11 protein-coding genes and 2 pseudogenes are annotated in these 19,713 nt (G+C 40.6%); 6 read left to right on the forward strand and 7 right to left on the reverse strand.

Annotated features, from left to right (window positions below; translation table 11 throughout):
• The 3 genes and pseudogenes from B2X72_RS09290 to B2X72_RS09295 all read right to left on the reverse strand — a co-directional run.
• Positions 1 to 1,850: TonB-dependent siderophore receptor (locus B2X72_RS09290; protein ID WP_286849306.1), on the reverse strand; the 1,850-nt coding region annotated here is incomplete at its 3' end.
• Positions 1,851 to 1,931: 81 nt separating this feature from the next.
• Positions 1,932 to 2,180 (reverse strand): annotated as a pseudogene (locus B2X72_RS26635) (carboxypeptidase-like regulatory domain-containing protein); the annotation flags it as partial.
• 323 nt (positions 2,181 to 2,503) lie between these two features.
• Positions 2,504 to 4,741, reverse strand: a complete 2,238-nt coding sequence (locus tag B2X72_RS09295; protein ID WP_070565380.1) for a glycosyl hydrolase family 95 catalytic domain-containing protein — start codon at positions 4,739 to 4,741, stop codon at positions 2,504 to 2,506.
• A 515-nt stretch (positions 4,742 to 5,256) separates the two neighbouring features.
• Between B2X72_RS09295 and B2X72_RS09300 the strand changes: the two genes are divergently transcribed.
• The 4 genes from B2X72_RS09300 to B2X72_RS09315 all read left to right on the forward strand — a co-directional run bounded on the left by B2X72_RS09300 (position 5,257) and on the right by B2X72_RS09315 (position 11,973).
• Positions 5,257 to 8,013 (forward strand): DUF1553 domain-containing protein, encoded by a 2,757-nt coding sequence (locus tag B2X72_RS09300; RefSeq protein ID WP_070565378.1) that lies wholly within the window; start codon positions 5,257 to 5,259, stop codon positions 8,011 to 8,013.
• A 174-nt stretch (positions 8,014 to 8,187) separates the two neighbouring features.
• The gene (locus tag B2X72_RS09305) at positions 8,188 to 9,687 is read left to right on the forward strand and encodes a DUF1501 domain-containing protein (protein ID WP_070565376.1); all 1,500 of its coding nucleotides are present in this window, start codon (positions 8,188 to 8,190) and stop codon (positions 9,685 to 9,687) included.
• A 4-nt stretch (positions 9,688 to 9,691) separates the two neighbouring features.
• Positions 9,692 to 10,564, forward strand: coding sequence for a sugar phosphate isomerase/epimerase family protein (locus B2X72_RS09310; RefSeq protein WP_145327096.1), 873 nt, complete (start codon positions 9,692 to 9,694; stop codon positions 10,562 to 10,564).
• Complete coding sequence (locus tag B2X72_RS09315; RefSeq protein ID WP_286849308.1) at positions 10,561 to 11,973, forward strand: c-type cytochrome domain-containing protein; 1,413 nt, start codon at positions 10,561 to 10,563, stop codon at positions 11,971 to 11,973. The genes B2X72_RS09310 and B2X72_RS09315 overlap by 4 nt, the downstream gene beginning before the upstream one ends.
• 348 nt (positions 11,974 to 12,321) lie before the next feature.
• Here B2X72_RS09315 and B2X72_RS09320 read toward each other — a convergent pair whose 3' ends face one another.
• Genes B2X72_RS09320 through B2X72_RS09330 form a run of 3 tightly spaced genes read right to left on the reverse strand, consistent with a single transcriptional unit; the run spans position 12,322 to position 16,793 of the window.
• Positions 12,322 to 13,620, reverse strand: coding sequence for an amylo-alpha-1,6-glucosidase (locus B2X72_RS09320; protein WP_286849310.1), 1,299 nt, complete (start codon positions 13,618 to 13,620; stop codon positions 12,322 to 12,324).
• Positions 13,621 to 13,650: 30 nt separating this feature from the next.
• Positions 13,651 to 15,405, reverse strand: a complete 1,755-nt coding sequence (locus tag B2X72_RS09325) for a class I mannose-6-phosphate isomerase (protein ID WP_286849312.1) — start codon at positions 15,403 to 15,405, stop codon at positions 13,651 to 13,653.
• Between the two features lie 50 nt (positions 15,406 to 15,455).
• Entirely contained in the window at positions 15,456 to 16,793 is a 1,338-nt protein-coding gene (locus B2X72_RS09330; protein ID WP_070565368.1) for a sugar porter family MFS transporter, read from the reverse strand.
• Between the two features lie 27 nt (positions 16,794 to 16,820).
• Between B2X72_RS09330 and B2X72_RS09335 the strand changes: the two genes are divergently transcribed.
• Positions 16,821 to 17,621 carry a GntR family transcriptional regulator gene (locus B2X72_RS09335; RefSeq protein ID WP_254667693.1) on the forward strand — a complete coding sequence of 267 codons (801 nt, stop codon included), beginning with the start codon at positions 16,821 to 16,823 and terminating at the stop codon, positions 17,619 to 17,621.
• A gap of 64 nt (positions 17,622 to 17,685) precedes the next feature.
• Here the strand turns inward: B2X72_RS09335 and B2X72_RS09340 are convergent, their stop codons facing one another.
• Positions 17,686 to 19,020 carry a hypothetical protein gene (locus B2X72_RS09340; RefSeq protein WP_070565366.1) on the reverse strand — a complete coding sequence of 445 codons (1,335 nt, stop codon included), beginning with the start codon at positions 19,018 to 19,020 and terminating at the stop codon, positions 17,686 to 17,688.
• Between the two features lie 353 nt (positions 19,021 to 19,373).
• On the opposite strand from B2X72_RS09340, the pseudogene B2X72_RS09345 reads away from it, so the two are divergent.
• Positions 19,374 to 19,713, forward strand: a pseudogene (locus B2X72_RS09345) (glycoside hydrolase family 92 protein); the annotation flags it as partial.

The following is a 19,713-nucleotide window of genomic DNA, read 5'->3' on the forward strand; positions in this document are numbered from 1 at the left end:
TAAGACGGAAGGGTAAATGTGCCAGTTGCAACACTATTGGTAATTACATTTTCACTTGCATAATTCATTCCGATACCAAATCCTAGTCCTTTTAGTTTTCCTTGCTGTAAGCTATAGTTTGCCCAGATGTTGGAAAGATGTTTAGGCCCAGCTTCTGTCGGACGTAGGTTGTTGACATTCTTGTCTGCTTTAGTCATCTTACTATTGTTATAACTATAGTTCATAATGAGGTTTAGACCTTGAATAGGGGCCAATGTTACATCAAAGTCAACTCCCCGGCTCAAGCGCGTTCCGTCCTGTACACTAATATTATAGGTTTGTCCGTCAATGGTAACTATGTCAGGACGAAGCATATTATCTACTGAAATGTCATAGTAACTTGCTGTCAGGCCTAATTTGTTGTTTAAAAGGTCTAATTTGACTCCGGCTTCCCATTGTTTGGCTTGTTGGGGCTTGAAGTCTCCCGAGATGCTGGGATGTGGCTGTACAACTGGAGATACATTTTTAAACCCATTTTGATAATTGGCGAATAGTGATACCTGACCTTTTACAGCTTCATAAACCAAACCGAAACGGGGTGAGAACGCAGTCTGATGGTAAGTCCCAGTTGTTGTGTCTTTATCGAAGTTGTAGGTTCCTTTGTTATCAAAATAATCCATACGCAACGCTAGGTTTAAATGTAGCTGCGACGTGAGATCCAATACATTTGAAACATAGGCTCCCAATACTTGATTTCGACCTCTATTGTTCGTTTTGGCTGCCGTTGAAGCGCTTATGGCTGCGTCAATGGTTCCTGCATTAAATTTATAGTAATCTGGATCATCTATTGCTGTGTTGATCTGGTCTACAAGGACATAGGGCGAATTATGTGTTTCTGTTTGCTGGTATAAATAATCCAGACCGACAAGTAGTCTATTGCGAAGCTCACCGATATGAAAATCACCAATAAAGTTCTGTTGAGCATTGATATTTTTTGCAGCATAATTTTGTTTACAAGCATATCTGTTAATAAGTGTGTCATTGCTGTTTTGTAGGTACATCACATATTGAAAGTAGCCATCTGCCTTCCGGTTGTTCCAGTTTACAGTGGTATTGGACGTCCACCGCTCATTAAACCGGTACACTACATTTCCGCGGAGGTTGGTGGTTGGGTTTTTGAATGTGACGTCGTTAGCAGTATAGGACTTATCAAAATCGAATTGGAGTGCCTCGGGGATTCTGGCAAATAATTGACGTGAACGATTGAGAAAAACCATCAGTGGATTAGTAGCCTTGTTTTGGTAAAGTTCAACATCGAGTTGGATATCCAGTTTCTCGTTTGGTTTATAGGTTAGTGAAGGTGTAATAAACACCGACTTATTAAATCCTGCGTCTTGATAGGTACCTGTATGGGATAATGCTGTATTGATTCGTCCGAGCAATTTTTTATCTGCTGTTAATGGGCCATATATATCTGCTGTAAGGCGATGTTGTGCGAAACTTCCAAAAATATAATTTACCCGACCGCCCACGGTATCTAAAGGTTTTTTCGTGATATTATTGATTAATCCACCGAAACCAACAGCCGCACCGCCATATAATGAACCAGAGGGCCCTTTAATCACTTCAATTGTTTCGAGATTCGCAGGGTCTGGACTTGTACTGGAAATACCGACTACACCATTAATCATGGCAGCCTGCGTACTAAAACCGCGCAACGTGTAGTAACTAACACCGTCTCCGGGCCGTCCAGTCGCCGACCAAAGCTTATCAATTCCTGAAACGTTGGCTAATGCATCATCATAATTTGTATTCACCTGACTTTTTAGCAACTCTTTGGTAACGACAGCATACGACTGTGCGTTCTCCATATTTTTCAGTGGCATTTTGGAAACATATAAACTCTGTTTCCGTGTGAATTTGTTATTTCCTTTACCATTAATAACGATCTCTTGCAGTGTCGCTTGATTTTCAATTAAATAAATATCAGGAACCCTATTTTTACCATCCGTAATTTCGACTTCCTGCTCATGTGGTTGAATACCTATGGCTGAGATGGCTAATTTTGCCTGACCCGGCTTAAGTGATTTAAATTGATATGAACCATTAGATCGTGTAGAAGTTGTTATGTTTTGCGGTTGTAGTCTGACGGTTATCCCTTCAATGGGCTTTCCGTCGGACGAAAGGATTTTACCCAGTATTTCTGCTTTGTGCTATGCTTGCGCAAGTAGAGCTCCTGGGACAAGCAACATAAGGTAGATGATGATGCGATTCATTGAATATTTTATTTAGATTAATTATAAACAGAGGCAAAGTTATTGGTCCTATTGCATTTTTCAAAGGATTATCTGTTATTTTTTATAATCATTCTAAATAATGTAATGTAACAATGCAAAGAGCCCAAATTATCGCTTTGGATGATTTGGGCTCTTTGCATTGTTTGCACGTTATCAGCTGACTTAAATTGACTGTATCGGTACTGTGTAAGGTGTTTTTTTTATTTGGTAAGGCAAATCCATTGTTTTTATAGGCTACATAGGTTGACCGTTTGTCCCTTTTTTAATTTCACATATTGTATGGTGTTATCTCTCTGTATGAGCTTCTTAGTGCTGATGTGCATGAGTGCCTTGGGTTCAAAAATTCGAAAGGTACCATCTTCGGTAGCAGTTATTTTCAGCAGAACAATTTTATTTTCTTTTTTTTCAGCGCTTACGATAAATCCACCCATCGTTCTCAAATTTTTGAAAGACGCTGTTGCCCATTCAGCAGGTAAAGCCGGAAAAACTTCTACATAGTTATTTTTGCTCTGAATGAGCAATTCGTGTATTCCTTGTGCAAATGCAAAGTTACCTTCTAAGGTAAATGGTCGATACGTAAAGTCTGAATATTGCCCGTCTTTTTGGTCGCCATTCAAATGAAAGGAATTGGAGGAACAAAAGTTCTGCGCAAATTTTCGAAGATTGGTTACGGCTTCCTTTCCTTGTTTAGCGCGCGCGTGTAAACAAGCCATCCATGCAAAGGAATAACCAACCCACGCACGTGTACCCAGTTTTTTAATGTGATCTAGGGAGCTCTCAATGAGCTCTTTTTCCTGCGGATTATTGATGTCTAATAAATCCAATGGATAAATTGCCATATAGGGAGACATGTGACGGTGGGAATGTTTCATTGGAAGATTTACAGCAACTTGTAGCCCAGTTTCATCGGTCGCATAGTGAGGTAGTTGTGCCTTGCATTTTAACCAATTCTCTGCTTCTTGCGGTTTGCCCATTGCTGTACTCACCTCTGTAGCAGCCTGGAAAAGAAAATGCGCTAAACTAAGATCGAAATTAGTCCAATTGTCAAACCATGCTGATACACTATTCTCGTTGTATTCGGGACTGCTGCTCAAGAGCAGGTAACGGCGTTCATTTTTTAGTGTGGTTATATTTTTAAGGTAAGTTGCAGATTCCATGATATAGGGATAGGCTTGTTCTTTTAGAAAGGTTTTATCCATGCTATATTTCCATTGCCAATAAAAATGCTGGGCCGCCCATGCACCAATAGTAGGAGAAAGAGAATACTGAATCCATCCACCCATAGGGTCTCCATTTAACGTGAGGACACCGGGTACATTCAGCCCATCGACACCAAAATATTGCTTTGTAAAGTTCTTGTTTTTTTTGCGGATCTTCCAGAGCCAATCCGTATAGCTTTTGGCTTCGGCCAATCTATTTCCCGAATAGGCTGGCCAGTAGCTTAATTGTGTATTAAGGTCATTGTGAAAGTCGCCTTTCCAAGGAGGAAGACCACCATTATCCGCCGTCCACACGGCCTGAAGCGTAATTGCTGGAGCACCTTCTCTTGCGACAGCACCGAGTTTATACATATCAAGATAATATTGTTTTTCAAGATTTTTATCAGGAATGGTTATACTTGATTTGGACCAATAGTTTGACCACCAATGCAAATGGCTTGCTTTTTCTTCGGTGTATTTTTTGAGGGAAAGTGCAGATGGGGTTGCCTTTTGATCATTGACGATTGTCCAATAACCAATCAGCTTTTTAGCTGATATTTTTTCCCACCTCAATACAACTTCAAAAAAATGATCATCATACGTATTTTGGTGCAGCACTTCATAGTTGCTGGTGCGGATTATATTTCCTTGCTTATACCCTAATCTTGCTAAATCTTGACCTTCGACAACGCTTTTGTTTTCGTCTTTGTTTGTGTTATTTTCATATTGATGTGGAATTAATTGAGGTAAAAGGTCACTAACATTGTTTCCTGTGATTTCAAAATAGCCAAATGGTTTATAGGCATGTATGAAGGTTTTTAATATCCTACCATCTTTAAATCTAAGAATATTGGTGGCCTGTTCCAGATCAAGTACGTTTGAAACGACAGTGCCAAATTTCGCCAAGTCAAAGAACAGCGACGCTGCTGGAAGCTTAGTGGGATAGGGGGATCTGTCATAAGGAGCGTCTCCCCACTGTTGTACACTGCCGTAGCTGTTGTTTTTTATTTGTTGTTGGACCCAATTGAAATTGTGGTTTTCTATTGCAAAGGCCTTTCTTTCGTCCCATAGATCTGCGCGATCAAGTGAAAATCGAATCGTATTGTCTTTTTTCCAAATCAGTGCACCCAATTGACCATTTCCCAAGGGAATGGCTTCATCCCATCGCGAAGCCAACTGATCGAAATGGAGGTTGTTGTCAGGTGTTGGTTGCCCGAAAGAGAACAGGGTAAACGAACAGCATAGTATTAAATAAAGATATTTCATAATTGAAAGGGTTAGCTTGTAAATTTAAAACTCTGGATGGGGAGGTACTGACACTATTGTTACTTTTTTGCATACTATTTTAGCAAAGCGATGGCCCTGATACTGGAATCACGTTTAAGCAAATTTAACTGAGATGTATGCAGTGTATGAAATCAAAAAAGTGAGTTCGTATCGAAATTGTTATACTTTTTGAGACGAAAGAATATGGTATAAAAGTACCGTTTTTAGGGACTGCAGTTTAACCGAAAAAAGTACATCATGCTGTTTTAAATCAATCTTTTGAGCAAGTGGGAATATAGTATCCAGAAAATCTTGCAAGAGCAAAGGGTAATATTGTTTATGTTTCTGTTAATCCAGTTTTAGTATAATCCAGTGTTGTTATCTAATTTTATCCTACTCGAAACTAGCACATTTATCGGATAGTTTCGGCTCCACTTAACGAAAAAAACAATCATTATTTATTTCGTTGTAGTGCGTAAACCTAAAATGTTATAGAGTAGATATATCCCAATGCTATGAGAAAAAAGATTGTGGTGCTAACATTATTGGCGCTTGTGCTTATTGGTACGAGCATTTTGACCTTTGGAAAGAAAGAGCCAATTGATTTTAGCGCTGATGTTAAACCGATATTGAATAAACATTGTATCACATGCCATGGTGGGGTTAAAAAAAATGGCGGACTAAGTTTTCTTTTTGAAAATGAGGCTTTCGCCAAAGCCGAGTCTGGCAAACCAGCAATTATTCGTGGCGATGGCGAACATAGTGAACTGGTAAAGAGACTGATTTCCGATGACCCTGAATTGCGTATGCCTTACAATGCCCCTAAACTGAACGATGATGAAATTGATATACTCAAAAGATGGATCGATGAAGGTGCCAAATGGGGAGAGCATTGGGCATATACAACGCCCAAGGAGACTGAGGTACCTAAACCTTTTTCATTGCTCGGCATATTTGGTGTCAAACCTAAAGGGGTGAATAATACGATTGATTTTTTTGTTTTGGATAAGATGAAGGAGAAGAAATTATCCTTTGCTGATGAGGCCGATAAAGCACTGTTGTTACGGAGAGTGTATTTAGATCTGATTGGTATTCCACCCACGTTGGCAGAAATTCAAGCCTTTGAAGCAGATCAGCGTGATGATGCTTATACCTTGCGTGTAGATAGTTTGCTGGCGTCGCAGAAATATGGCGAAAAGTGGGCGAGTTGGTGGTTGGATATGGCGCGATATGCAGATACGAAGGGTTACGAGAAGGATGGTTCGCGCACGATATGGTCCTATCGGGATTGGGTCATTAAGGCCTTGAACAAGGATATGCCTTATGATGAATTTACGATTGAACAGCTCGCTGGGGATTTGCTCCCGGAGCCAACCAAGGATCAACTTATCGCAACCGCCTTCCATCGCAATACCATGAATAATGATGAAGGGGGGACCGATAGTGAGGAATTTCGGATGGCTGCGGTTTTGGATCGCTTAAATACAACCTATCAAGTATGGTTGAGTACAACCTTCGAATGCGTGCAATGCTATAGCCATACTTATGATCCCTTTAAATTTGAAGAGTATTATAAATCGTTAGCTTTTTTTAACAACACCAGAGATGAAGACACCCAAGGTGATCATCCTAAACTTCGTTTTTATACGGCACAAGATGAAAAGCGAATTGACAGTATAAAAAGGTGGTTGTCGACGACAGGAAATACAAGCTTGGTAAAATCAACAGATCTATTCCTTCACACTCTTGAACCCAAAATACATGCGCATTACAGCGATCAAATAGTAGATGGTGCGCTTTATGATACGAAATGGTTGGGGGTTAGAACTGGAGGATCGGCTCGGTTAAGGGCAATAAACTTGGATAATAAACAGCAATTTTTTATGAATTTCTGGACAGGCGCGGTAGGTGGAAAATTAGAAATTCACGTGGATAAACCTACAGGACCAATTCTCGCCGTTATTGATTTGCCGAGTACAAATGGAAGACAGGTTATTCAGTCTCCCATACTCCCGACTCGCGGTGTACATGACTTATATCTGGTTTTCAAAAATCCATCTGTGGCGCATGGGCAGCCGATCTGCATGATTGAATGGTTTGCATTTCGTGAGAACTTTCCACATGAAAAGTCACTGGATAATATGAATTTTCAAAAGACTTTTCTCCAGTTGGTCAACATGCAACCCGAAGGTGTGCCAATCATGATTGAAAATCCCAAAGACATGCATCGTAAAACAAATGTATTTATACGTGGTAACCGTCTGTCTCTGGGGGCGGAAGTACAGCCTACAGTTCCGGCTTCACTGAATAGTTTCCCGAAAGGCGCTCCGCGCAACCGTCTGGGGTTTGCGCAGTGGATTGTCAGTAAGGAAAACCCCTTGACAGCACGAACCTTAGTTAATCGCGTATGGGCACAGCTATTTGGCCGGGGCCTAGTTGAACCATTGGGAGATATGGGCACTCAGAGTATCCCGCCAATTCACCGAGAGTTATTGGATTACCTTGCCCTAGATCTGATGAATACCAAAAAGTGGAGCGTTAAAAAACTGATCCGCGAGATTGTCTTATCCGGAACGTATAAGCAGTCCTCTAGCTTGAACAATTCCAATTTTGAGAAGGATCCACAGAATTATTATTTGGCAAGGGGACCTCGGTTTAGATTATCTGCCGAACAGATTCGTGACCAAGCTTTAGCTGTAAGTGGATTGCTCAGCAACAAAATGTATGGACCAAGTGTAATGCCCTACCAACCTGATGGGGTATGGATGACTGTATATAGCGGTGAGTCCTGGGTGAAAAGTGCTGGAGAAGATCAATACCGAAGGGGCATCTATACGTTTTTAAAGCGTACGAGTCCTTATCCGTCTTTTGTTTCTTTTGATGCTTCTAGCAGGGAGGTTTGTTTGGTCGACCGTATTCGCACCAATACACCGCTGCAAGCGCTTGCCACATTAAATGATCCTGTTTATCTCGAAGCGGCTAAACATCTGGGGACTATTATGGAGAAAGAGGGAAATGGAAACCTTAGAAATGGTATTCGTGTCGGTTATAAACGTGCCATGTTGAAGGATGCCGATGAAAAGAAACTCAAAGAGCTGGAACATCTTTATCAAAAGGCATTGGTTGATTTCAGCAAAAAACCTGATTCGGCAGCCAAATTTTTGAATGAAGATTTAGCAAAAAGCAATGTAAAGGTCCTGCCTTCAAAAGCTGCCTACATGCTTGTTGCGAATGCAGTGTTGAATTTGGACGAATTTTTAACGAAATCATAAATATTGAAATGATAAATATGGACCGAAACTTCTGAATAAGGACTATCGTATGAAAACGAAGTCTTTTATTGAGAAGGTTAGACCTATAAAATAGTAAGAATATAAACCGAAATGAGCTAAAGCTGCGCACTAAAATTTTAGAGACACAGCCCGTTCATACGTAATGATAGTCAGATGAAAGACCTAAATAAGCTAATAAAAGAAGCGCAACAATTTGAATTGCAGGCTGTCACCAGAAGACATTTTCTAAAAGATTGTGTGGCCGGTATCGGCGGTATTGCTTTGGGGAGTTTGTTAACGAGTTGTAATGGATGGGGACAGTCAAAATCAGCAGAAAAGTTGGATCTGAATGCACTCAATCCACTTGTGCCCAAGCCACCTCATTTCCCAGGTAAGGCTAAAAGTGTCATTTACCTGCATATGGCTGGCGCTCCATCACAATTGGAGTTATTTGATTACAAGCCTGCCTTGCAGAAATTACATAATCAACCTTGTCCGGAGTCCTTGCTTGCAGGAAAGAAATTTGCTTTTATTCGTGGGATTCCAAAAATGCTGGGACCACAGGCTACTTTTAAACAGTATGGAGCAAGTGGGGCTTGGGTATCAGATCATTTGCCTCATTTTAGTAAAGTCGTTGATGAAGTGAGTTTTCTGAAGGCTGTGCATACCGATCAGTTCAATCACGGCCCGGCCCAATTGTTTATGCATACAGGAAGTGCCCGTCTCGGTCGCCCTAGCATTGGTTCATGGGTAACTTATGGTCTGGGATCTGAAAATAGCAATTTACCCGGTTTTGTTGTGTTAACATCGGGAGGTAAAACGCCTGATGCTGGTAAAAGTGTCTGGGGAAGTGGATTTTTACCATCGGTATACCAAGGCGTTCAATGTCGTTCAAAGGGTGATCCCGTATTGTACATTGCCGATCCTGAAGGAATGGGAAGGGGTATGAAGCGTGATTTGATTGATGCCATAAATAGCGTCAACAAAACAGAGTATGATACCTTTAAAGACCCCGAAACCTTGTCGCGGATCGCACAATATGAGATGGCTTATAAAATGCAGGTAGCCGTACCTGAAGTGATGGACATCAATAATGAACCGGCTTATATTCACGAATTGTACGGAACAGAGCCTGGTAAGGAATCGTTCGCCAATAATTGCCTATTGGCTCGGAAACTCGTAGAACAAGGGGTACGATTCGTTCAGTTATTTGATTGGGGCTGGGACAGTCACGGTACTAATCCAGCAGATTCGATTGATCTCGGTTTTAGAAATGAATGCCGAGAGATTGATCGACCTATGACCGCATTGATTATGGATCTAAAGCAACGTGGTTTGCTGGAAGAAACACTGGTGGTGTGGGGCGGGGAATTTGGGCGCACACCGATGCAAGAAAATAGGGACAACAGCGACATGCCATTCCTGGGACGTGATCATCATACCGATGCCTATACCATCTGGATGGCAGGTGGAGGAGTTCGTAATGGTATAAGTTACGGTCAAACCGATGATATCGGGTTCGCCGGGGTAGAAGGGCGTAGTTCTGTACACGATGTCCATGCGACCATGCTTCATCTTTTGGGTTTTGATCATGAGAAATTTACATACGATTTTCAGGGAAGGCCATTCCGATTGACAGATGTGGAGGGTGAACTAATTCAAGCTATAATTTAAAAAAATGAAACAATTTCTAGTATTAATTTTATTTATGAGCAGTTTTCTATCCATGACTGCCCAGCAGTTACACATTAAATATTATTGCACCAATTGGGGAAATAGCGATTCCTGGGATGCGTTCTGTCTCCGGGTGAAAAATGCTGGTTACGATGGTGTTGAATCCTGGTTGCCTGGTAGTCCAAATGAGCGCAAGGAGATGATTGATGCATTACATAAATATGGATTGAGTTTAGGATTGCTTTCAGGCGGATCAGGCGGAACTTACGAGGAATATAAACAAAGTTTTAAGCGTAATTTGGATGAAGCAGCACAGCTGAAACCCGATTATATCAATTGCCATACAGGTAAAGATTATTACTCGTTTGAGCAGAATAAAACATTGATTGAGCTTGCTGATGCAGCTAAAAATAAGTACCATATCCCCGTTTATCATGAGACTCATCGCGGAAGATTTAGTTTTGCAGCTCATGTGACAAAGGAATATTTAGAGAAGATTCCGACCTTACAACTTGCATTGGATATCTCGCATTGGTGCAATGTGCACGAATCAATGCTTTCTGATCAGCCCGAGGCTGTAACAAAAGCGCTTTCCAGAACGGAGCACATTCATGCACGAATTGGGCATCCTGAAGGACCGCAAGTCAATGACCCTGCGGCTCCTGAATGGAAGAGTATTGTTGCGCAACATTTGACCTGGTGGGATAAAGTTGTTGCTAAGCACAAGGAAAATGGCATGAAGTTATTGACCATAACGACCGAGTTTGGTCCAGCGGGTTATTTACCCACATTACCATTTACACAACAACCGGTGGCCGATCAATGGTCAATCAATGTTTATATGTTGCATTTACTCAAAGACAGATATAAAGAATGATAGTTTTCTTTGATGAATTATTGGGCTTTTTGGGACGATTTCACCCGCTTTTGGTCCATTTACCGATCGGCATATTATTGTTGGCTTTTGTTATGGCAATTAGGACTCGGTTTAAAGGCGGTGATATGTATTTGCCTGCTATTAAGCTCTCCTTATTCCTAGGGACTATCGCTGCTATAGTAGCTGCTTTATCGGGTTATCTGCTTTCACGAAATGGAGGTTATGAGGAGGATGTCCTGAGCTATCACAAGTGGCTGGGAATTGCCGTGGCTATCAGTGGTTTATGGCTTTGGTTTCTTTATCGTAAAGAATCTTCTGGTGCATTTCGCTTTTGGCTTTTTTTCATCCTGGTGCTCTTAATTGGGGTGACCGGACACTACGGTGGAACACTGACACATGGAAAGGGTTACTTTGTGGAAGCGATGCCAGTAGCACTTAAAAAGCTGTTTAAAGCGGAAGAAGATAAAGAGGAGGTTTTTATCGTTCAAAATGCGCAGGAAGCAGAAGCCTATAAGGGAATTATTCAACCTATTCTAAAACAGCGTTGTCAAAGCTGCCACGGGCAAAGAAAGCAGGAAGGGGGGCTGGCATTGGATACAAAAGAGAATTTGTTAAAAGGAGGAGAGAACGGTACAGTACTAAATGCAAATGATTCGAAAAAGAGTGAATTATATGCCCGATTGGTGTTGCCCGAGGGACATAAGAAACGTATGCCCCCTAAAGGCCGTACACCGATAACTGCTGATCAGATAAAATTGATTGCCTGGTGGATTGATCAAGGAGCCAATTTTGATAAAAAAGTGCATGAAATACCACAAACGGAGGAAATAGCTCATTTGTTGAAAAAATTGGAAACAGGAGAAAAAGAGGAGTCTGCTGTATTGTATGCTGATCTACCAGCAGCACCTTCTTTGCCAAAAGATAAAGTTGATGCTTGGCAGGCTAAGGGGATTAAGATCATCCAAGTTGCAAGAGATAATAACTTCGTGTTGGTTAATGCGATTAATTATCCTCAATTTAATGACAAGGACCTACAGGAGTTGTTGGCCATTAAGGATAATATTGTACAGCTGAAATTAGGAAATACGGCTGTTACATATCTTGCTTTTTCAACACTTTCGGCAATGCCAATTCTTTCCCGTCTACATCTGGAAAATACAAAAATTTCCGATGCTGGATTGAGCCAGCTGAAAGGCCTGTCAAAATTAACGTACTTGAATCTGACAGGCACAAAAGTTACATCAAAAGGTCTATCAAAACTGAACGAGCTTCCGAGTTTAAAGAACCTCTATCTCTATAAGACGCTAAATCAGGAAGTCGCTGCAATAAAGCAGTTGAATGCTAAGATTAAGGCAGATACTGGTAATTATAGTTTGCCTTTTATTGAAACCGATACAATCAGGTTTTGAGCTGTTATTGGACCTGGCGGCTACACGATGAAAATCCGCGATCCAAATGGAATGCTCTTGTACAATTTAACAACTTGGCGACATAGACAAGTAATTTAAGGAAAATAAACAGGATATTTTAGCGGATAGGAAACGAGTATACAAAGGAGAATGCGGAAAAGGCTTTAGCGTAATATAAAATAGGAATGCTAAGGTGACGATTTCAAATAAAACCTTCATGACTTCGTAGACACCAACAGCAATGAAAGCAAACTGAAGGTTCTTTCTGGCCAATAAGATTAGACACTTTCAGAAAAAAGAGCAGCAGGAAATTTCCTGCTGCTCTTTTTACATCGCGATAAGCTGTTTTTATTTCGTGCCAGCATGTTCTAGTAATTCGATAGCATCGTAAAGGACACCTGCTTCACCTCTAAAAGTTCCTGAACCTTCTGGTTTATTATCTTTTGTGTACCATTCATAAAAACCTTTATTTTTGATAACACGGGCAAGCATCGGCTGTATTTGCTCATAAGCTTCCTGTTGAAAGCCATTTTTAACAAGCTGCTGAATCATACGACCACCAAACCAAGTCCAGTCCCCACCATTTTGATAACCGTAAGGATACATGCCCTTGTTTTTAAATGAACCTGCAGGATAAGTTGGGTACACGGTGAGTCCAATTGTTGCCGCACCAGCGTCTTTTACATTTTTAATCATTTTATCCAATGAAACTTTTATTTGCTCTTTGCTGAGTAAATTTGCCTCAATAGCGATAGCTGTTCCTCCATGATAATAGATTTGATTTTCATCAAAATCAGCCGAAAATGGAGAGCCTTTGATATAAATATGGGGAATAAACTTTTGGTTCTTTTCATCCCAAAGGTGTTTCATGGTGTTACTTGCTATGGAAGCTCTGATTTTTCCCCATTTTTCTTTTTTCTCAGGAAGTAGATCCATGTAGTTGTCAAGGGCGATCAAAAACATCGCATTGTCGTAGATGTCCAAAGCAATATGCGAATTTTCATCTAGATGTACACCCCAGTCATGCTCGGGTTGAACGTCGCCCCAATCAACCGTGGTTGCACCCCAAAGTAAACCATAAGTATCATTATAACGTTTGTCCAATAAAAATTGCAAAGCATGTTCCATGCGATCCTTTACAGTTGCATCACCAATTTTTTCATTGAGAAAAGCTTTGTCTTTAGTAGCAACGATATATTTATGTACCGCTTGGATCAAAGAAGACTCCTGGTCCGTTTCAACTGTATTTTTGTGTGCTGCATAATCAGGAGCTAAGGGACTAGTGATGGTATAATAGTCCGATACGCCATTTTTTAAGCTGGATTTTTTGACAAAACCATCGGCAATATTACCATCAGGACCTTGTAGCTTAAAAAACAAAGCTAATTGATCTTTGATCTGTTCATGGGGATGGACTTTTGTTGCTAAGGTGATAAATGTATTGTAATCTCTAATCCACACCTCACTGTATCCATCCCCCGCATTGAATCCACTTTTAATGACGTTCGTAGCCATATCTTTGACAAGATTGAAGCTGCTGTCTTTTTGGATGCTGTCCTGTAAATTGCTTGTCGAAACCTTACCGCCAGCATTTTGGCAGGACAGTAATAGGAGAGACGAAGATAACGCAAAAAATAGAGTTCTCATTGTGCTGTTAGTTTATAGTAAATGGTTTGATTAACATTTGGATTCTTTGACAAAAGATTGGATAACCTTTGCCTTATCGTTTCCTAAATTACGCAATGTATAGGATCCGGCAGCAGCAGGAACAGCAAAAGTCTCAGCATAATGAAAGACTTTCTTCATGCCATTTGCTGTCATCAGCTCAATTGCCTCCCCCTCCACAAGCATCATGATGTGACACTGTCCTTGTGTTTCAATTGCAACATCCTGATCGAATTCGTATCTAAAAACATCGTAGAAATGATCTTCATGCGTTGGCAAATGTATTCTTGTTGCTTGCGCATCAAGGGCTACTTCAGTGGGCTGAGCAAGCAGCGTGTTTTTTACGACATCACCTTTTCGGCTAAAATTGAGGTTGGCGAATGCTCTATCAATATTTAATGGGCGTGGTTTCCCATCTAAATCCGGACGCACCCAGTCGTACATTTTAAAGGTATAATTGTAAGGTGTTGCACTGATTTCGAGTACGAGATTATTCACGCCGGAAGAATGTACAGTACCATGTGGTATCAAATACAATTGGTGTTTCTTGGATTCGAATTTTTGAACGTATTGCTCGATATCCATGGCTGTTCCGGTATGGAAGCTCTCTTCTAAAGCTGAGCGAAATTTGTATGCATCAATGGATTGCTGAAAGCCCAGATACACTTGTGCGTCCTCTTTTCTATCAACGATATAGTATGATTCGTCCTGTGTGGAGTTTTCTCCAAATTCTGTTTTTGCATAGGCTGGACTAGGGTGACATTGAATGGATAGGTTGCCGCCATCAAAGGTATCCAGAAAATTGAAGCGTATCGGGAATTCAACATCGAAACGTTGCTGGGCATGACCAAGCACATTGGCACTTTCTTGAAACATCAATTGATCAAATGAAATTTCAAGTGTATGTCCATCTGCTTCGAGCAAAATGCCATTCTCAGGGACAATCATTTCGAAGGACCACGCATAGTTTTTGACATGCTGATCTATGCCTGAAAGGTGCTCTTTCATCCACTGTCCACCCCATACGCCGGGTTCAAAAGTTGGTCGTACGCGGAAGTAATTTTGGGACATGGCCAGCAAAGTAGCATGTAGATCCTTCCCTGTGATCCATGGTAGGTTTTGGGACGATTGTTGATCGGCAAGAATTTCGACACGGGAAAGGATAGACCTTTTATGTCTATTCAATATTTCCCAATCGACAAAATAGTAACGCTTGTAGGTTTCCTTTTGATTGGTCTGTGTTGAACAACCTAAGTTTAAAGCTTCTCCCGCACGCATACGTTGAATTAGCACGTTTTTGGGCAGATCAATAAACATCAGCTGACTAGACGTATCGACTAATGATGCTCCAGGGCCATAAAAGATGGTATACTCAGCTTGTATTGATTCGGCGTTTGCTCGTATGGTTTGAAGGTCCGCAAGCTTTTGGGTGTCAAAGTATTCAATGAGTTGAATCCCGGCCTTTTTTCCAAATAATGGATCGTCGCCACCGAGGTATGGTGCGACAAGCTCCTGGATCGCTGATTCAGTTTTTAAAGCTGAATCCATGGCAATAAATCGGGGAGTTACGCCCTGTTTTTCAAATTCTTGCTTTAGCTTGAGGATGATTGTAGCCCAGTCAACACCTACAAAACCATCAATGCTATGTATATTATGTGTAATGAGATGTGCAACAAGATCCGTGTAGGAATTTGATAGTGTTCCTTGAACCGGAAACGTCGGTGTGATTTCGTACTGAAAAGGTTTTGTTTGAGTATTAGAATACATATAATGTAATTTATTGCAAATGAATGATGTTGGATTAAGTCGCTTTTTGCTTACTTGTTTGTTGATTTTTTATTGTGCTTTTCAATCCAGAATTTTTCGATCTCTTCCAAAGGTTTGCCCTTTGTTTCCGGAAGGAATGCAAGTACAACAAGGAATGCGATGGCACAGAAAAATGCAAACAACCAGAACGTATAGCGGGCCCCCCAGGAAGCGAGTAGAATGGGTGTTAGTTGTCCCACGATAGCATCGGAAATCCACATCACCATAATACTGATACCCATGGCACGAGCCCGGATGGCATTTGGGAAGATTTCGGCCGCCACAACAAATTTTAGCGGGCCAATGGAAAAAGCAAAGAAAAATAAGAACGAAAGTATAGCGATAATCAATGCGATATTATTGACTTGACCTTGATTAAAAAGATATCCAGTAACCAGCAAACTCAGGGTAGCACCTACCGTTCCCAAAAGATATAAGGGACGTCTACCCCAATTGTCAACCTTCCAGATTGCGAAGAAAGTAAATAACACATTGGCGGCTCCAAAGAATAGTTGAGCATGATAGGAATTATTTAATGAAATACCAGATTCAAGCAATATGCTCGGACCATAGTAGACAATTGCGTTTATGCCACTGAGCTGTGAAAATAAAGGAAGGAATAAGCCCAATAGGAAGGCCTTGCGATAAATAGGCGAGAAGAGATCACGTAGATTTCCCTTCGAGGAAACGTTGCCGACCTCTTGTATATCCGATAGTCCTAATGCGCCACTGATCGCTGCAACTTCCGTGTTCCGCCCATTTTTAGATAGCCAACGTGGACTTTCAGGAATAAAGTAAACTTTGATACATAACAATAAAGCCGGTACTGCACCAATTAAAAACATAGTTCGCCAGAGTTCATTTTGCTGTGCGGAGCTATATTCGAGAATCAAATAATTGCTGATATACGCAAAAAGAATACCGAATGTAATAGCGAGTTGGTAACAGGTGACTGATCTTCCTCTAAATTTACTTGGCGATATTTCCGCGAGATATAAGGGCACAACGATTGAGGCTATTCCAACACCCAAGCCCCCAATGCTTCTACTTGCAATTAATATGCTATAAGAAGGACTGAATCCACAGCCAATTGCTGAGCATAAAAAGAGCAGGGCCGCAGTAACAAAGGCTGGTTTTCGGCCGTATTTATCTGTTAATGGTCCTGTGAAAAATACACCAACAATACAGCCTAGCAGGGCTGAACTGACAAAAACGCCCTCTTGAGCAGGAGATAGTCCGAAAAATTGCTTTACTAACGGCAATGCACCTGCAATTACAGCCATATCGAAACCGAAAAGGAGTCCTCCAAGTGAAACGATACATAAAATGATGATAAATCTCTTTGACATCTGCGGTTTATATTAATATGTATATACATGCAAACATATATCTATTTTTTTAATTATGCAAAAAATCTTATTTTAGCACAAGCAATCCAACTGATGAATTTAAAAATAGATCATAAAAGCCCTGTTCCGCTGCATATACAAGCAGAGAATCTGTTACGCGAATTAATTAAGCAGCCTGAATATATAGAGGGTAAGTTATTGCCCAACGAAATTGAATTAGCAAAAAGATTGGCAATTTCCCGTTCTACTTTGCGTTTGGCGATCAATAAACTAGTCTACGAGGAGTTGCTCATTAGAAAGAAGGGAATAGGCACGAAGGTGGCCAGTTCCAAATTTAGTTCCAAATCCAAGAATTGGCTGAGTTTCTCACAAGAGATGAAAAACCGAGGAATTGAGGTAAAGAATTTTGAGCTTCACGTCAGCTGGGTTGTTCCGGATAAAGCAGTCTCGAAGTTTTTTAATGTAGATGAGGACCAAAAGCTATTAAAACTAGAACGTCTGAGAGGAAAGAAAGATGACCCATTTGTTTATTTTATCTCTTACTTCCATCCGCGTATAGGTTTAAACGGCGATGAAGATTTTAAGAGACCTTTATATGAGATCTTAGAAGCAGATTATCATGTCGTTGCAGATCTTTCTCAGGAAGAGCTGGATGCAATGGCCGCAAATAAATTTATAGCTGATAAATTGGAGATTAATATCGGTGATCCTATTCTGTCCCGCAAGCGCTTTGTATTTGACCAATCTGGGAAGCCGATTGAATATAATTTGGGGTTCTACCGCGCGGAAAGTTTTACCTATACTGTCGAAAGCAGAAGAGATTATTAGGGAATTCACTCATCCTTTTTGAATGGATCAATTGGATGAGTGAATAGCTAATTTATTTATTCTTTTAATGATTCTTTTCCAGGGTAGTTTCAGCCCAGCTTTCTAGGAGAGCTATTGCTTTACTCAGCACGCCTGCTGAACCTTTGAATTTTCCTGATCCACTGGGTACGTTATTTTGATCATACCATTCGTAAAATCCTTTGTTTTTCACAACCCGATCGATCATCGGTTGGAGTTCGGTATAGGCTTCCGGATAGAAACCGTTTAAAACGAGTTGCTGGATCATCCGTCCGCCAAACCAGGTCCAATCACCACCATTTTGGTATTGGTAAGGCTGAGCCATTCCTCCGATGAAAAATCCAACTGGATAGGTTGGGTATAAGGTCAATCCAATACTCGGCATGCCAGATAACCGCACGTTTTCAAGCATTTGTTTGTTGACTGTTTTTATTTCTGAAGGTGTTAGTAGCCCCGCTTCTATAGCGATGGCGGTGCCGCCATGATAATGGATCGTATTTTCATCAAATCCTTTAGAAATAGGTGATGTCTTAGGGTATATGTGCGGAATGAATTTTTGTTTTTTCTTATCCCATAAAGAACGTCTACTGTTCGTTTCGAGACTCTTTTTTAATCCTTTCCATTCCACCTCCTTGGGAGAGTTGGGCTGGATTTCAATCAAGGTCTGCAATGCAATAATAAACATCGCGTTGTCATAAATATCGATTGCCTCATTGGAAAGTTGGTCATTCCAATCACAACCAAAGCTGTCGTTGGGCTGTACATCTCCCCAATCTGCTGTCATCGCACCCCAAAGTAGCTGATACTTTTGGTTGAACCGTTCCTTTTTCAGATAATCCAACATAAGTTGGATACGGTCTTTTACAGAAATTCCACCGATAGACTCTTCCAAGATACTGTAATCCTTTGTTTTTATTATGTATTTACCCAACAATTGGATGAGTGACGTTTCCTGGTCGGTTTCTACCGTGTTTTTAAAACCCACATGATCAGGAGCGTTTTTTGAATAGTAGGGTGTATCATCATGCCAGGTAAAGTCTTTCTTTAGTACATAGCCGTCTACCATTTCACCATTGGTCTGTTGCATCTTAAAAAATACTAAAATAGCCCCTCTAATGTCCGCTTGGGACCGCTCTTCCAATGCGGTTTCGATGAATGTATTGAGATCTCTGGCCCAAATTTGTGAGTAGCCACTTCCCGCATTGAAACCTTCTTTGATGACCTCTCGGGCAAGGCTGTCCACATATTTTAGGTTTTGATCCGCTAGAATGCTTTTTGCTAACTTAAGTTGCGCGATACGGTCGGGTTTTGTTTGTTGTGCTGATAGTTGGGTTCCGAGTAACAGAAGTATTAGACTAAAAAATGTGGTGTTTTTTTTCATTGTGGTTGTATTGTAATTAATTAGGATTGACAAGTGTACCTGTCAATCATTGGTATTTATTTCAACGTTAATTTGTATTTATTTCAGGCTTGTGATCGAAGATCAACCGTTCGATGTGTATTTTTTTGAATTTATTTACTGGTTATATTTTAATATGTATGTACAATCAAAGTTATGGAAAAATGTCAGTATTTAAGCTTTAATAGTGTTTTATTTGATTAGTATTTAAAATTTTACAAATCTAGGCGTTGCGATGCAATCTGTTAAGTCGTTAAATTAAGTAATAAAATCTAACTCATGTTTATACATACTCTATTTTTTTGTAAGTTTGCTGTAGAATCTAATTGAGAACAATGTTAAAGCGTATCATTTATTATTTTTGTAGTTTATTTGTGAGTACGGCAGCTGTTTCCGCACAGCAGAAAACAGATTTGACCGTTTTTGTAAAACCTAATATTGGATCCGTCCATAGTCGGTATTTCTTTTATACACCAGCAGCCGTACCTTTTGGAATGGCTAAGCTCGCTCCGAGCACAAATGGAAGCTATGGGAACAAGTCGGGCTGGGAGGCCGTGGGTTATGACGATAGGCATACCTCAATAGAAGGCTTTGCTAATTTTCACGAATTTCAGGTAGGCGGAGTGGTATTTGCACCATCCGTCGGAAAATTGAAGACAATGCCCGGTCAACTTG

Origin of the sequence: Sphingobacterium sp. UBA7253 (assembly GCF_002472745.1) — a bacterium.
GTDB classification, from domain to species: Bacteria; Bacteroidota; Bacteroidia; order Sphingobacteriales; family Sphingobacteriaceae; genus Sphingobacterium; species Sphingobacterium siyangense.

What these genes read in the sequence shown, in the direction of transcription:
- B2X72_RS09325 (WP_286849312.1), bottom strand. Translation starts at nt 15,405, where the DNA reads ATGTATTCTAATACTCAAACAAAACCTTTTCAGTACGAAATCACACCG.
- B2X72_RS09315 (WP_286849308.1), top strand. Translation starts at nt 10,561, where the DNA reads ATGATAGTTTTCTTTGATGAATTATTGGGCTTTTTGGGACGATTTCAC.
- B2X72_RS09320 (WP_286849310.1), bottom strand. Translation starts at nt 13,620, where the DNA reads ATGAGAACTCTATTTTTTGCGTTATCTTCGTCTCTCCTATTACTGTCC.
- B2X72_RS09335 (WP_254667693.1), top strand. Translation starts at nt 16,821, where the DNA reads ATGCAAACATATATCTATTTTTTTAATTATGCAAAAAATCTTATTTTA.
- B2X72_RS09300 (WP_070565378.1), top strand. Translation starts at nt 5,257, where the DNA reads ATGAGAAAAAAGATTGTGGTGCTAACATTATTGGCGCTTGTGCTTATT.
- B2X72_RS09295 (WP_070565380.1), bottom strand. Translation starts at nt 4,741, where the DNA reads ATGAAATATCTTTATTTAATACTATGCTGTTCGTTTACCCTGTTCTCT.
- B2X72_RS09330 (WP_070565368.1), bottom strand. Translation starts at nt 16,793, where the DNA reads ATGTCAAAGAGATTTATCATCATTTTATGTATCGTTTCACTTGGAGGA.
- B2X72_RS09310 (WP_145327096.1), top strand. Translation starts at nt 9,692, where the DNA reads ATGAAACAATTTCTAGTATTAATTTTATTTATGAGCAGTTTTCTATCC.
- B2X72_RS09305 (WP_070565376.1), top strand. Translation starts at nt 8,188, where the DNA reads ATGAAAGACCTAAATAAGCTAATAAAAGAAGCGCAACAATTTGAATTG.
- B2X72_RS09340 (WP_070565366.1), bottom strand. Translation starts at nt 19,020, where the DNA reads ATGAAAAAAAACACCACATTTTTTAGTCTAATACTTCTGTTACTCGGA.